Source organism: Salegentibacter sp. UBA1130, from assembly GCF_002311535.1.
In the GTDB taxonomy this organism is placed as follows: Bacteria; Bacteroidota; Bacteroidia; order Flavobacteriales; family Flavobacteriaceae; genus Salegentibacter; species Salegentibacter agarivorans.
Genome location: NZ_DCAP01000036.1, coordinates 58,977 through 74,453 on the forward strand (window position 1 = coordinate 58,977; position 15,477 = coordinate 74,453).

Genomic DNA, 15,477 nt, shown 5'->3' on the forward strand with positions numbered 1-15,477 from the left:
TGAAATAGTTAACCCAAATTTTGTAAAGAACTTCGATTTATGAAAGAAGATTTGCAAGTATATGATAATGTATTGCAGTTAATTGGCAATACACCCTTGATACAACTGAATAAAATAACCCAGGAATTTAAAGGGGAATTCTTCGCTAAAGTAGAAGCCTTTAATCCGGGACACTCCGCTAAAGACCGTATTGCACTTTATATTATTGAAGAAGCCGAGAGAAAAGGTATTCTTAAACCGGGAAGCACAATTATAGAAACTACTTCTGGTAATACCGGTTTTAGTATTGCTATGGTAAGTGTTATAAAAGGTTATGAATGTATTCTTGCGGTAAGTTCCAAAGCTTCTAACGATAAGATTGATATGCTAAAAACAATGGGTGCCAAGGTGTATGTATGCCCGGCGCACGTTTCGGCAGACGACCCTAGATCTTATTACCAGGTTGCTAAAAGATTGCATTCAGAAACTAAAGGCTCGGTTTATATTAATCAGTATTTTAATGAGCTGAATATTGATGCTCATTTTAATTCTACAGGCCCCGAGATTTGGAAACAAACCGAAGGAAAAATAACTCACCTTGTAGCTTGTAGCGGTACCGGTGGAACAATTTCTGGAACTGCCAGATATTTAAAGCAGCAAAATCCTGAAATGAAAGTTATTGGTATAGATGCTTACGGTTCAGTTTTAAAGAAATATCATGAAACAAAAGAATTTGATTCTGGTGAGATTTATCCGTACAGAATAGAAGGACTGGGAAAAAACCTTATTCCATCTGCAACAGATTTTGAAATTATAGATCGTTTTGTTAAGGTTAGTGACGAAGATAGTGCACATACCGCCAGGGAACTTGCAAAAACCGAAGGTTTATTTGTAGGTTACACCAGTGGTGCAGCTACCCAGGGATTAAAACAACTTGCTGAAGAAGGAGAATTTGACGAAAACAGTAATGTTGTAGTAATATTCCCCGATCACGGCTCCCGTTATATGGGGAAAGTCTTTAGCGACGATTGGATGGAAGAACAGGGCTTTTTTGATACTAAAAATGAAATTGAGGCACAGCCTATAGAATTTATAAAATAAGAAGTATTTTGAAATTTATTCAGAAATAAAGTTTATAAAAGCATCCCGCGTAGGATGCTTTTCTTTTATTTGAATTTGCTGAATAAATAACTTTGTGCAATTGAGCCAATTTTAAGTATTTTTGCGGCTCGACTAAAAAAAGATCGATGAGGGATTTATTTGAAAAAATATATAAAGATAAAGGACCATTAGGAAAATGGGCAGAGCAGGCTGAAGGATATTTTGTATTTCCTAAGCTGGAAGGGCCAATTTCTAACCGAATGAAATTTAGAGGGAAAGAAGTAATTACCTGGAGCATTAACGACTACCTGGGACTTGCCAATCATCCCGAAGTAAGAAAAGTAGACGCTGAAGCTGCTGCTGAATACGGTTCGGCTTACCCAATGGGAGCTAGAATGATGAGCGGCCATACTCAGCTTCACGAAAAATTGCAGGACGAATTAGCTTCTTTTGTTCACAAACAATCGGCCTACTTGCTTAATTTTGGTTACCAGGGAATGGTTTCTACCATAGACGCTTTAGTTTCTAAGCAAGATGTAATAGTTTATGATGTAGATGCTCACGCCTGTATTATAGACGGTGTAAGATTACATTTAGGTCAGCGTTTTACTTATAAACATAACGATCTTGAAAGTATAGAAAAGAACCTGCAACGTGCCACTAAAATTGCAGAGCAAACCGGAGGAGGAATTCTATTGATTTCTGAAGGCGTTTTTGGTATGCGTGGTGAACAGGGAAAATTAAAGGAAATCGTTGAGCTGAAGAAAAAATATAATTTCAGACTTTTTGTAGACGATGCCCACGGTTTTGGTACTCTTGGTAAAACAGGATCCGGAGCAGGTGAGGAGCAGGGCGTTCAGGATGAGATTGATGTGTACTTCGCTACTTTCGCTAAATCTTTAGCCAGCACCGGTGCATTTATCGCAGCCGATAAAGAAATTATAGATTATTTAAAATATAATTTACGTTCGCAAATGTTCGCTAAATCATTGCAAATGCAATTGGTAGTGGGAGCATTAAAACGTTTGGAAATGCTAAGAACAATGCCAGAGCTTAAAGAAAAGTTGTGGGAAAATGTTAATGCACTTCAAAACGGACTTAAAGAAAACGGATTTGATATTGGAACCACGCAAAGTTGTGTGACTCCGGTATATCTAAAAGGAAGCATTCCGGAAGCAATGGCTTTGGTGAAAGATCTTAGGGAAAACCACGGCGTTTTCTGTTCTATCGTAGTTTACCCGGTTATTCCTAAAGGATTTATTTTATTAAGAATGATTCCTACCGCCACGCATACCCTTCAGGATATTGAAGAAACCCTAACTGCTTTTTCAGCAATTAGAGAGCGTTTAGAAAATGGAACTTACAAAAGGTTATCCGCTTCGGTTTCTGCTGCTATGGCAAGCAAGGAGTAGGAAATATTTAGTTTTGGAAAATTAATAAAAGCCGTTTAAAATTTTTTCTTGCTAACGTCATTCTGAACTTGTTTCAGAATCTAATTGGTATTAAACTAGACCCTGAAACAAGTTCAGGGTGACGAAAAGTGAAAATTTAAATGGCTTTTCTATGTTTAAGTTTTAGAAAAAATTAGGTTCAGGATTAATCTCCTGAACCATTAACATCTTCATTTTCCTTATAAAATCCGGTTTCTTCCAATTCTTCACCACGTTGGTTTCGGTCGCCTTCATAAGTGTCTTCAATATATTCATCATCGTCGTGAAAATCGAATCTATAAGAAACTCCGGCAGCTACCTGCCATCTCGAAGGAGTGTCTTTAAAATTAACAAGACCAGAAATATCTACCTGAAAATCTTTTCCAAATAAATAAGCTGCGCCACCTCTTACCAAATCATCGGCATATAGATCACTTATATAAGTTTGGAATTCCCCAAAAACGGCAAATTTTGGAGTAATAGCGTGGGTTAAAGTAAAGATTCCTCCGTAAGATGGATATTCTTCTGTAAATTTATCGGCTATAAAATTCATAACCAAAACCCATCGTCCCCAGTTATGTTGGGTTATTAAAGCAGCTTTAGGGCTAATTATTGATTCCCCCTCAAACATATAGGGATTTTCCCACCAGCTAAAATTGGCGCCGGCATACACCGAGAAAGCGGGAATTAAACTTCGTAGATTTAACCGTTGATTTGCCTTCCAGCTATATAAATTTACTTTTCTCTCTTTTACACTAACTCCTGGATCAAAAACCAGGAATTTAGCGCCAAGAGTATTTGTTTTAAAGTTGCTAAATCTAAACTCATCACTGCTATTTCCCACGGGAATAGAGGTAAACTGATCCTGAAAAGAACCAAAGAAGTTAAGTTCCAGGATTTCGGTTAAAAATCCATATCGTAAACCATAACTGGCACCTAAAATATCGGTGTTGCTATTAAATAAGGTATGATTATCATTACCGAAATAGCCACCGGCTTCAAGTTGTAAAACGTTTTTGCCCACGGCATACGCGCCCTGCGATTCTCCAGGGCGATTGGAGTTTATGGTTTCAGTATATTGCGCATTTGCGCTAAATATTCCGAGGAAAATAAAAGCGATACCTACTTTTAAATAGTGCATATTAGATTGGTTTGTTACTTTCAAAGATAGCAGATTTATTATTTTTTTAGGAGCTCAAAGCTTCTATTCTCAAGGCTTATTTTTATTTTTGTATAAATTCCTGAAAATGTTAGAAGCTTCTTTTTCCGATGTATTACAAACGATTCTAATCATTCTATTAGTATATTTTGCTTTTAAAATGCTAATTAAATGGTTTGGACCGCTTATTCTTAAATATTTCCTTCGGAAAATGGGAAAACGTTTTGAAGAACAATTCAGGCAACAACAAGGTCCTACTTCACAGAAAAAAGAAGGAAAAGTTAGCATTGACAAGAAGCCGAAAGGAAAAAGGAATTCTAATAAAAACGTTGGGGAATATATAGATTACGAGGAAATTGATTAATTTCGGGATCAATTTTTTATATTGAAAAGGGAAGAAGCTGCCCGTTCAATTTAACAGAAAGTGATCTAAAAAATTTCAGATGGCCAATCTTAAAAAGTTTCTACCGCATCTTCTCGTTTTGGTAGGCTTCGTAATAGTTTCTATATTTTATTTTAGTCCGGTTCTAGAAGGAAAAAAGATTTTTCAAAGCGATATAGTTCAATATATCGGGATGGCCAAAGAGCAAAACGATTTTCGCGATCAAACCGGTGAAGAGCCTTACTGGACCGATTCTGCTTTTGGGGGAATGCCAACTTTTCAATTGGGAGCTTATTATCCCCATAACTACGTTAAAGAACTTGATTCAGTTTTAAGATTTTTACCCAGACCTGCCGATTATCTATTTCTTTATTTTATCGGTTTTTATATTCTCTTACTCTGCTTAAAACTTGATTTTAGACTCGCATTTTTAGGTGCGTTAGCCTTCGGGTTTTCTACTTATCTTATTATTATTTTGGGAGTGGGACATAACGCCAAGGCTCATGCGATAGCGTATATGCCGATGGTCTTAGGCGGAATTATTCTCACTTTCAGGCAAAAGTATTTATGGGGATTTTTGTTGTTGGCTATTGGAATGGCGCTGCAAATTGGCGCAAACCATTTCCAGATGACCTATTATTTGCTCCTTCTGGTAATTGTTCTGGGAATTGCATATTTAATTGATGCCTACCGAAAACATATACTACCAAAATTTTTTAAAGCTTTAGGAGTAATGGTTGTGGCGGTTATACTTGCTATAGGTGCCAACGCTACCAATTTACTGGCTACTCAGGAATATACTGCTCACAGTACCCGAGGTGATACCGGTTTAACCATTGCGCCCGACGGTTCAGATAAACCCGCAGCCGGCTTAACTTATGATTATATCACTGAATATAGCTACGGGATAATGGAATCTTTTAATCTTTTCGCTCCCCGGTTTATGGGGGGCTCCAATGCAGAAGATATTGGAAAAGATTCAGAAATTTATGATTCTTTACTCAAACTTGGGGCATCCCCGGCTCAGGCGGCGAACTTTACCGAAAATGTACCTACTTATTGGGGCGATCAGCCTTATGTTGGTGCTCCGGCGTATATTGGTGCCACAGTTTTATTCTTATTTATTTTTGCCTTATACCTTGTACGTGGCCGTTTAAAATGGTGGATTGTTGGAGGGAGTGTTTTAGCCTTGATTCTTTCCTGGGGTAAAAACTTTGAATTTTTTACCGAGTTCTTTATAAATTACGTTCCGCTGTACAGTAAATTTAGGGCGGTTTCTTCCATACAGGTAATTATAGAATTATGCGTGCCTGTTTTAGCCGTTTTCGGACTTTATAAATTATTTGATCCTAAACTTCAAAAAGAAGTAAAAGTTCACGCGCTTAAATGGTCTGGGATAATTGTAGGTGGAATTGGAGTAGCTTTGTTACTTTTCCGTTCTGTATTATTTGATTTTAGCGGTGCGGGAGATGCAGCTTTAATTCAGCAAATGGGCGCCGATTTTGTAAGATCTCTAAAGGAAGACAGGCAGGCAATTTATACCGAAGATCTTATTAGGTCGCTTATTTTTTCAGCATTAACAGCAGCAGCCCTTTGGTTATATATTGAAAAGAAAATCACGCAAAATTGGTTAGTACCGGCTTTAGCACTTCTAATTTTAATCGATTTGATTCCTGTAGATAAACGCTATGTTAATGATGATGATTTTGTAAACGCTAGACAAATGGATCGTCCATTTCAACCTAATGCTGCCGATCAACAAATTTTACAGGATGATGCACATTACCGCGTTTTTGATGTTTCCGGAAGCCCTTTTAATACGGGAAGAACTTCTTATTTCCACAATGCAATAGGGGGTTATCATGCCGCCAAACCGGGCAGAATGCAAGATTTATATGATTTCTATATTTCTCAAAACAATATGGAAATTCTAAATATGCTGAACGCTAAATACTTTATTGTTCCTTCTGAAGGTGGTCAGCCGCAAGCACAACAAAATCCGAATGCTTTTGGAAATGCCTGGTTTGTAAAGGATATTATGTGGGTAGAGTCGGCGAACGAGGAAATATTGAATTTAAACGAAGTTAATCTTCAAAATACGGCAATCATTAATTCTGAATTTAAAAATGAAGTTTCTGAAGATTTCAAAACCAGCGCAGATGCAGAAATTCAATTGCAAAGTTATCAGCCTAATGAATTGGTCTACGAAATTAATGCCTCATCGCCTCAGTTTGCAGTTTTTTCTGAAATGTATTACCAGCCGGGCTGGCAGGCTTATTTAGACGGGGAGGAAGTGGACCACGTTAGAGCAAATTATGTTTTGCGTGCAATGAATATTCCGGCAGGGGAACATACCGTGACCTTTAGATTTGAACCTGAAGTTGTAAATACCGGAAGCAGCATTGCGCTGGCAAGTTCCATAATTTTGGTGTTGATTATTTTAGGCGGATTTTACTATAAATCCCGGAAGAGGGAATAAACTCTGGAATGGAAAAAGTGCTCATTATAACTTATTATTGGCCTCCGGCCGGCGGTCCCGGCGTGCAGCGCTGGCTGAAGTTTGTGAAGTATTTAAGGAATTTTAATATTGAACCTGTGGTTTATATTCCTGAAAATCCTAATTACCCTATGTTGGATAATTCCCTACAAAGTGAAATTCCGAAGGGAATAACTATTCTTAAGAAGCCTATTTTTGAACCTTATCAGTTAGCCGGTTTTTTTGCGAAAAACCAAACCAAAACCATTAGCAAAGGAATTATTGCTGCAGAGAAAAATCAGTCTTTTTTACAGAAAAGTCTACTTTTTATTCGAGGTAATCTATTTATTCCTGATGCACGGACGTTTTGGATAAAGCCATCGGTGAAATTCTTGAAAACCTATTTGAAAGAAGAAGGTATTAAAAAAATAATTACAACCGGTCCGCCGCATAGTTTACACCTTATTGGTTTAAAATTGAAGCAGGAACTCGATTTAATATGGATAGCCGATTTTCGAGATCCCTGGACTCAAATTGGGTATCATAAAAAGCTGAAACTTACTGAATCCAGCAAAAAGAAACACTTACGTCTTGAACGAGAAGTTTTAAATTCAGCCGATCAAATTATGACTACCAGTTTTACTACAAAAGCTGAATTTGCAGAAAAAACCAGTAAACCAATAAGTATAATCACTAACGGATTTGACACTGAAGAAAATGAGAAAACTAACGAAAATCTAGATAAAAAATTCAGTATTTCTCATATTGGTTCTTTGCTTTCAGAAAGAAATCCTGAGAATCTTTGGAAAGCCATAGCGGAACTTACAAATGAGAATTTAAATTTCTCAGAAGACCTGGAATTGAAATTAGCAGGTACGGTGAGTGAGGAAATAATCACTTCAATTAAATCTGTAGGATTAGGGGAGAAACTTCAGTTATTAGGTTATGTAAGTCATACGCAAGCAGTTGCGCTTCAGCAGAAAAGCAGATTATTGTTATTAATTGAAATTGACAGCGAAGAAACCCGCGGAATTATTCCGGGGAAGTTATTTGAATATTTAAGTTCAAAAAGGCCCATATTAGCTATTGGACCCGAAAAATGGGATGTTCAGCAAATATTGCAGCAAACCAGATCTGGAGAATATTGTCAATATTCAGAAAAAGACCGACTTAAAAGTCTAATTTTAAGACATTACGATGCTTATAAAAAGGGCAATGATAATTTTATAAAGGGGGATATTCAGCAATATCACAGAAGAAATCTTACGCAAAATCTAGCGAGTTTAATAAAGAGCCTATAGAATTATGGGAATAATAATCAAGCAATCTTTTAAAAACCTAATTACCACCTATTTTGGTTTTGCGATTGGTGCGATTAATACTTTGTTTCTATTCACCTACTTCCTGGAACCTGAATATTATGGGTTGGTGACCTTTTTACTTTCAGCAGCAAGTTTGCTTTGGCCTTTTATGGGTTTTGGAGTGCACAGTACATTAATAAAATTCTTTACTTTTTATAAAACCAGAGAAGAAAAAGATAAGCTGCTAAATTTAGTGCTGTTTTTACCGCTGATCGTTTCACTCTTGCTGGGAATAATAGTGGCTTCTGGTTATTCATTTTTAATCAATTACTTTACCCAGGGTAACGGATTGGTTCGACCGTATATTTGGCTAATTTTTTTAATAGCTTTTGCCACCGCCTATTTTGAAATCTTTTTCGCCTGGTCTAAGCTTTTTTATAAAAGTGTATTCGGAAACTTTATGAAGGAGGTTTTTCATAGGTTCTGCATCAGTTTATTGCTTTTAGGAGTTTATTTTAACTGGATTACGGTGCATCAATTTATCTTCTGTATTGCAGGGGTTTTTATCCTGCGACTTATTGCAATGAAGATCTATGCGTTTTCGCTCTATTTGCCGCGTTTAAATTTTAAGTTTCCAAATAACTTATCACCGGTTTTAAAATATACCTCGCTAATTCTTATTGCGGGTTCAGTCGCGACCGCTTTATTAGATTTAGATAAAGTGATGATAGAATATTTTATGCCGATAGAAAACGTGGCTATCTACGGAATTGCAATTTATATCGCTACGGTAATTTCGGTGCCGCAAAAAGCTATGCACCAAATTACAAACCCCATGACGGCTGAATTCCTTAATACTAAAAATAAAAAAAGCCTTGAAGAGCTTTATAAAAAGAGTTCTTTAAACTTATTGATTGTAAGCTTACTCATTTTTATCCTGATAATCACTAACGTAAAACAACTTTACGAACTAATTCCCGATGAATATGAGTTGAGTATTCTTGTGGTTTTATTAATCTCCCTGGTGAAGCTTTATGATAATCTTTTGGGTAATAATAACAGTATTCTTTTTAATTCAGATTATTACCGAATTGTACTGTTTATAGGTGTTCTTCTTGTTTTTGTAGCCTTTGTTTTAAATTTGATATTTATTCCCAGCTTTAGGATAGAAGGAGCGGCAATTGCCAGTTTTATAGCTTTTTTTATATATAATTCTTCTAAATTATGGTTGGTGCACAAAAAGTTTAATTTCCTTCCGTTTACTTCAAAAACCTGGTTGGTACTTTTTACAGGAGTAATTCTATCGTTTGGTTTTTTTTTCTGGGATTTCAGTTTTCACCCTATTTTAAACATTGCGCTTAAATCTATTTTAATAGTAATAAGCTATATTGGTTTAGCTTACTTCCTGAAATTCTCTTCCGAAGTAAATAATATAATCAATAATGTTTTAGGCATAAAAACCTCCTAAAAACGGGAAACCCCCGAAACACTTTTGTGTCTCAAGGGGTTTCCAACTAACCAACCAAAAAATTAAATTATGAATTCTTTATTATCTATTATTCACATTTCGTGCCGAACTTCTTCCTCGAGAAGAAGAATTTGAAGTTCTAGCCGAAGATCTTGTATTTGTACTGCTTTTTACCGCTTGTGTGTTATTACTTCTATTACTACTTCTGGTGGTAGCCTGCGTTCTTCTTGGGCTTGTAGCGCTTGTAGCTCTACGGGTTTGCCACGTAGGAGTGCTTTTTACAGTTCTACTATTCCTTGCAGATGAGTTTACATTTGTATTAGAAGATCTACTGGTATTTACTGCAGCTCGTCTTGTATTCACACTTGAATTTGCATCAACTCTTGTACGGTTATTTCTGCTTTTCACGACATCGCCAGTATTAGAACTTCTAGATGATCTTACAGCATTTCCTCGAGAATTGGTGCTACTATTTTTTTCTGATTTAATGGTTCTGCTTCTGTTAGCGGTGTTATTAGATCTTTCAGAATAAGCGTTGCTTCTTACATTCCTTGTGTTTGAAGCTACACGGTTTTCGTCACCTCTAATATCTTTTATATCACGTCTTTCAGAAGTTCTTCTTCCTTTATTATAAGAAACCGCTTGTTGATTTGGCCTGTAAAAATTTTGATGCACATTATTAGAATAATGATTATTATAATAATTTACGTGTTGCACGTAAGTAACGCGGTTTGGCTGATAGTAAGCCCTGTAAGGCTGTCCAAATACTATGCTCACACTACTGCGAGGTCTTGAATAATACTGGTGCCACGGTCTATAAACATAAGTGTTATTATAATGATTTATAAATCCTGTATAGTTGGTGATTCGGTTAAAACGGTTGTAATGGATGTGTAAACCACCAACTCTTACAATACGGCCACGACGGTTATAATCTATAAAAACATCACCGGCCCTTATTATTCTTCCGTAGTAATCATAAAAAACCGGAACACTTTCAATTTGAATTACAGCTCCATAATCGTCATATTGCACATACGCATCATAATTATGCCCTGCGTTATAACTAATATTCATATTGGGAGTAGAAATATTTACAATGCTGGTACTTCTAAATTGAGGGTTAAAATAGAAATCAAATTCCCCGTTGGGATAAACGGCAAACTCAACGCCGTTTTCAACGAAAATAAAGGCATTATTATAGGCATTACGAGGCATAGCTTCTGAAGTAGCCTTTGCCGAAATACCAATAAATAAAAAGCTGAATAAAATGGCGATATTTTTCATGGTTTGCGTTTTATGTTGTTAAAGTGATTCTCATTTAGAATCAATACATAAAATACAAACCGCGTGCCAAAAAAATAAAACCTCTAAAAAAGCTTGTTTTTAGAGGTTTTTATATTGAAAAACGAATAATTCAGTAGAAAATATTCAATAGAAATGAAATTTAGCGTATATTTTTTCAGAAATAATAATAGCTATAATTTTTCTTTGAGATACTTGGCGGTAAAAGATGTTTTTGATTTAATAATTTCTTCCGGAGTGCCGTTTGCAACGATATTTCCGCCGTTTACTCCGCCACCAGGGCCAATATCAATAATATAATCGGCACATTTTACCAGGTCCATATTGTGTTCTATCACCACCACGCTATGTCCTTTTTCTATAAGGGCATTAAAAGATTTCAGTAGCTTTTTAATATCGTGAAAGTGAAGTCCGGTTGTAGGTTCATCAAAAATGAACAATGCTTTTTCTTTGGTAGCGCCTTTTACTAAAAATGAAGCCAGTTTTATTCTTTGTGCTTCACCACCTGATAGGGTAGAAGAGCTTTGCCCCAATTGCACATAACCTAAACCAACGTCTTGTAAAGGCTTTAATTTCCTAACAATTTTATCGAGTTTATTTTCGGCAAAAAAGTTAGTGGCGTCATCGATGGTCATATTCAGTACATCGTCAATATTTTTTCCTTCAAACTGAACTTCCAGCACATCTTTTTGAAAACGTTTCCCGTTACAAGCTTCACACTCTAGATGAACATCGGCCATAAACTGCATTTCTATGGTTACTTCGCCTTCACCTTTACAGACTTCGCAACGCCCACCTTCAACATTAAAAGAAAAATGTTTAGGCTTAAACCCTCGAATATTCGATAATTTTTGATCAGAAAAAAGGTTTCTAATATCGTCGTAAGCCTTGATATAGGTTACGGGATTGGAGCGGGAAGATCTTCCAATTGGATTTTGGTCTATATATTCTACGCTCCCCAGGTTTTTAAAATCACCCTCAATATCGGTATATTGGCCAGCTTTTTCTCCGTAGCCCCCGATTTTTTTCTGAACTGCAGGATAAAGAATTTTCTTTACCAGTGTACTTTTTCCACTTCCTGAAACTCCGGTTATCGCGGTAAAGGTCTTTAGCGGAATCGTTACATCAATATTCTGAAGATTATTTTCTCTTGCTCCCAAAATCCTAATTTCCCCTGAAGCTTTTCTGCGTTCTTTAGGAACAGGTATTTCCTCTTTTCCATTAAGATATTGAGCGGTAAGCGAATTTGATTTCAAAATTTGCTTTAGCGTTCCCGTCGCTACAACCTCACCACCGTGGGTTCCTGCTTCGGGGCCAATATCAATAATTTCATCGGCCGCATTCATAATATCCTCATCGTGTTCTACCACAATTACGGTGTTGCCAAGATCACGCAAGTTTTGCAGCACTCCAATTAAACGTTCCGTATCGCGCGGATGCAAACCAATAGAAGGTTCGTCTAAGATATACATAGAACCCACCAAACTACTTCCCAGTGAAGTTGCCAGGTTAATTCGTTGCGATTCTCCACCGGACAGCGTGTTTGACTTTCTGTTTAAAGTGAGATAATCTAAACCAACTTCCGATAAAAATTTGAGTCGGTAATTGATTTCTGTTAAAAGTCTTTTCGCTATTTGCTGGTCGTATTCGTTCAATTTTAAATTGGAGAAAAATTCCCGCACTTTATCCAATGGTTTTCCCACTAAATCGGTAATACTGTGATCGGCAATTTTTACATATTCAGCTTCAGGCCTTAATCGTTTTCCCTTACAGGTGCTACAGCGGGTTTTTCCGCGATAGCGTGAAAGCATCACCCTATTCTGAATTTTATAAGCTTTGCTTTCTAAAAACTGGAAGAAATCGTTTAGACCTTCAAAATGTTTATTTCCATTCCAAACCAAATCTTTTTGTTCCTGCGTGAGCTGAAACCAGGGTTTATGAATTGGAAAATCGAATTTATGCGAATTATTTACTAATTGATCGCGGTACCAGCTCATGCTGTCGCCGCGCCATGGAAAAATTGCATTTTCGTAAATTGAAAGTCCTGTATTTGGAATCACCAGGTCTTCATCAATTCCAATTACATCGCCATAACCTTCGCATTTAGGGCAGGCACCATAAGGATTATTAAAGCTAAATAAATGAACATTTGGTTCAAGGAAACTAATCCCATCTAATTCAAATTTGTTGCTGAAATGTCGCTTTTTTCCTGATTTTAAGTTTTCAATATAAAGTTCTCCTTTTCCTTCAAAAAAGGCTGCATCAGTGGCGTCGGCCAATCTATTATAAAAATCTTCCTCGTCTTTGGTAATAATTCGGTCAACAACTAATAAAGTATCTTTCGCTTTAATTTTTTCAAGATCGGCTTCGTCTATTCTAAGTACTTCATCTTTTACTTTAATACGACTGTAACCTTGCTGGGCCAGGACTTTTATCTTTTCGGCGAGCGTTCTACCTTCTTCAATATGAATTGGCGCCAGCAATAATAATTTTTCTCGTTCTTCAAAAGATTTTACGTGATCTATTACATCGGCCACGCGATCGCGTTTAACCTCATTGCCTGAAACAGGGGAGTAGGTTCGTCCTATTCGGGCATAAAGAAGTTTCAGATAATCGTAAATTTCAGTAGAAGTTCCCACGGTAGAACGCGGATTGGTAGAATTTACTTTCTGCTCAATAGCTATAGCAGGTGCAATTCCTTTAATATAATCAACTTTCGGCTTATTCAATCGGCCTAAAAACTGGCGTGCATAAGAAGAAAGGCTTTCTACATAGCGGCGTTGGCCTTCAGCATAAAGCGTATCAAAAGCTAAACTGGATTTTCCCGAACCCGAAAGCCCGGTAATTACCACCAATTTATTCCTCGGGATAACTACATTTATATTCTTAAGATTGTGCAGTTTTGCACCTTTTATGATGATATTTTCTTTAGGATTTACCTCGGCAACGTCAATATTCATGCTTATTTTTCTAGTTCAGGAACGCAAAGGTACTTAATAAGAAGCAGTGTAAAAAGCCATAAAAATCCTATTGTAATGTTAAAAATTTAAACTTTTGTTTGCTTTTGTTAAATATATCTTGCTATATTTGGTCATTCAAAAATTATAAAACTACACCTGCCTATAGCATAAAGTTACTTTTAGAAACTAAATAACCTAACCTCAGGAGCCCCAACCGTCCTGAACAAAAGTAACTGATATGAATAACGTTGAAATCACTGACGCTGTTCTTGTGCGTGAATACATGCAAGGAAACGAAATTGCCCTAAGCAAACTTATAAACAGGCACCAACACCGAATTTATAGTTTTATTTTCTCTAAAGTTTTTGACAGGGATGTTGCTGAAGACATTTTTCAGGACACCTTCATCAAAGTCATTAACACTCTTAAACGTGGAAAATATAATGAAGAAGGTAAGTTTCTTCCCTGGGTAATGCGAATTGCGCATAATCTGGTTATTGACCATTTTAGAAGAAATAAGCGTATGCCTAAATTTGATAATAGTGGCGACTTTAATATTTTTTCGGTTTTAAGTGATTCTGAATTGAATATTGAAACTCAAATTATTAAAGACCAGATTGAAAATGATGTAAAAGAGCTCATTAAAGAATTACCTGAAGATCAATTAGAGGTTCTTACTATGAGAATCTATAAGGATATGAGTTTTAAAGAAATTTCTGAACGCACCGGAGTGAGTATAAACACGGCTTTGGGGAGAATGCGTTACGCATTAATCAATCTTAGGAAGATTATTGAAAAACATAATTTGGTTTTAACAAATTAACCTATAATATTCCTCAAAAGATTGCGTTAGAATAAGAAACCAACGCAAAATATTATCTAATGAGGAAACTTTACACTAAAAAACTATCAAAAAAAGATCAGTTTAAGGATTTGAAACCCCAAAAAGAAACCGTGCAGTTTCTTTTAAATTATTCAAAAGCATTAAGAGTGGTAGAAAGTAACGGAATTAAATTCGGTACCATTCTTAATTAGGATAAGAAAAGAGAGGCTGTTTGAAAATTTATTAAGAACGTCATCCTGGACTTGTTTCAGGATCTAAGTTGTTGATATTAAAAACATATTAGAAGCTGAATCTCGAAACTTCGGGACAGCTTGACGAAAAAACTATCTTTTCAGACAGCCTCTTTTACTTTTATACCTATTTCTTCTTTATATAATATTCGCTAATCACAGTTTTTCTTCCTATTTCTTTGGTGATTAAATCTTTCTCTAAATCCCAGCCTCTTGCCGGTGAATATTGACGACCATACCAAATAATTTGTAAATGAAGTTTGTTCCAAAGATCTTTTGGAAATAGGCGTTTCGCATCTTTTTCGGTTTGAGTTACATTTTTACCATTGCTTAAATTCCAGCGATACATTAATCTATGAATATGGGTGTCTACCGGAAACGCAGGTACATTAAAAGCCTGTGCCATAACCACACTTGCGGTTTTATGACCCACCGCCGGTAAGGCTTCCAGCGCTTCAAAACTTGCGGGGACCTCGCCATTATATTTATCCAGTAAAATTATAGATAAACCGTGAATTCCTTTAGATTTCATAGGCGAAAGACCCACCGGTTTAATAATTTCCCGAATTTCTTCTACTGAAAGTTTTACCATAGCCTTCGGATTATCGGCTATTTCAAATAGTTTTGGCGTGATCTGGTTTACTTTTACATCGGTACTTTGTGCTGAAAGTAGTACCGCAATCAATAGAGTATAAGGATCTTTATGATCTAAAGGAATTGGAATTTCAGGATAAATATCGTTTAAGGTATCAATTACGAACTGTACCTTTTCTTGTTTGGTCATATTGTTTAAATTTACTCGATAAGTGAGATTATAACTTCGACCTTTATGTCGAAATTTT

12 protein-coding genes are annotated in these 15,477 nt (G+C 36.2%); 8 read left to right on the top strand and 4 right to left on the bottom strand.

The window, feature by feature from the left end; translation table 11 throughout:
- Positions 1–39 precede the first annotated feature (39 nt).
- Positions 40–1,080 (top strand): PLP-dependent cysteine synthase family protein, encoded by a 1,041-nt coding sequence (locus B4F31_RS14685; protein ID WP_075326747.1) that lies wholly within the window; start codon positions 40–42, stop codon positions 1,078–1,080.
- Positions 1,081–1,226: 146 nt separating this feature from the next.
- On the top strand, positions 1,227–2,492 hold the full coding sequence (locus tag B4F31_RS14690; RefSeq protein WP_286761627.1) for an aminotransferase class I/II-fold pyridoxal phosphate-dependent enzyme: 1,266 nt from the start codon (positions 1,227–1,229) through the stop codon (positions 2,490–2,492).
- Positions 2,493–2,676: 184 nt separating this feature from the next.
- Here the strand turns inward: B4F31_RS14690 and B4F31_RS14695 are convergent, their stop codons facing one another.
- A complete protein-coding gene (locus B4F31_RS14695) occupies positions 2,677–3,651 on the bottom strand; it encodes a transporter (RefSeq protein WP_286761628.1) in 975 nt (324 codons plus the stop codon).
- A 106-nt stretch (positions 3,652–3,757) separates the two neighbouring features.
- On the opposite strand from B4F31_RS14695, the gene B4F31_RS14700 reads away from it, so the two are divergent.
- From B4F31_RS14700 to B4F31_RS14715, 4 genes are all read left to right on the top strand, one after another.
- Positions 3,758–4,033: a DUF4834 domain-containing protein gene (locus B4F31_RS14700; protein WP_286761629.1), complete on the top strand. Its 276-nt coding sequence runs from the start codon at positions 3,758–3,760 to the stop codon at positions 4,031–4,033.
- A 79-nt stretch (positions 4,034–4,112) separates the two neighbouring features.
- Positions 4,113–6,530: a YfhO family protein gene (locus B4F31_RS14705; protein WP_286761630.1), complete on the top strand. Its 2,418-nt coding sequence runs from the start codon at positions 4,113–4,115 to the stop codon at positions 6,528–6,530.
- An 8-nt stretch (positions 6,531–6,538) separates the two neighbouring features.
- The gene (locus B4F31_RS14710) at positions 6,539–7,828 is read left to right on the top strand and encodes a glycosyltransferase family 4 protein (RefSeq protein ID WP_286761631.1); all 1,290 of its coding nucleotides are present in this window, start codon (positions 6,539–6,541) and stop codon (positions 7,826–7,828) included.
- 4 nt (positions 7,829–7,832) lie between these two features.
- Positions 7,833–9,296: a polysaccharide biosynthesis C-terminal domain-containing protein gene (locus B4F31_RS14715; protein WP_286761632.1), complete on the top strand. Its 1,464-nt coding sequence runs from the start codon at positions 7,833–7,835 to the stop codon at positions 9,294–9,296.
- 81 nt (positions 9,297–9,377) lie between these two features.
- On the opposite strand, the gene B4F31_RS14720 is transcribed toward B4F31_RS14715, so the two are convergent.
- Complete coding sequence (locus B4F31_RS14720; RefSeq protein WP_286761633.1) at positions 9,378–10,583, bottom strand: hypothetical protein; 1,206 nt, start codon at positions 10,581–10,583, stop codon at positions 9,378–9,380.
- A 191-nt stretch (positions 10,584–10,774) separates the two neighbouring features.
- A complete protein-coding gene (gene uvrA, locus B4F31_RS14725; protein ID WP_286761634.1) occupies positions 10,775–13,561 on the bottom strand; it encodes an excinuclease ABC subunit UvrA in 2,787 nt (928 codons plus the stop codon).
- Between the two features lie 238 nt (positions 13,562–13,799).
- On the opposite strand from uvrA, the gene B4F31_RS14730 reads away from it, so the two are divergent.
- Positions 13,800–14,384, top strand: a complete 585-nt coding sequence (locus tag B4F31_RS14730; protein WP_075326756.1) for an RNA polymerase sigma factor — start codon at positions 13,800–13,802, stop codon at positions 14,382–14,384.
- 59 nt (positions 14,385–14,443) lie between these two features.
- A complete protein-coding gene (locus B4F31_RS14735; protein ID WP_286761635.1) occupies positions 14,444–14,596 on the top strand; it encodes a hypothetical protein in 153 nt (50 codons plus the stop codon).
- 166 nt (positions 14,597–14,762) lie between these two features.
- Here the strand turns inward: B4F31_RS14735 and B4F31_RS14740 are convergent, their stop codons facing one another.
- Positions 14,763–15,419 carry an endonuclease III domain-containing protein gene (locus tag B4F31_RS14740; RefSeq protein ID WP_286761636.1) on the bottom strand — a complete coding sequence of 219 codons (657 nt, stop codon included), beginning with the start codon at positions 15,417–15,419 and terminating at the stop codon, positions 14,763–14,765.
- Positions 15,420–15,477 lie beyond the last annotated feature (58 nt).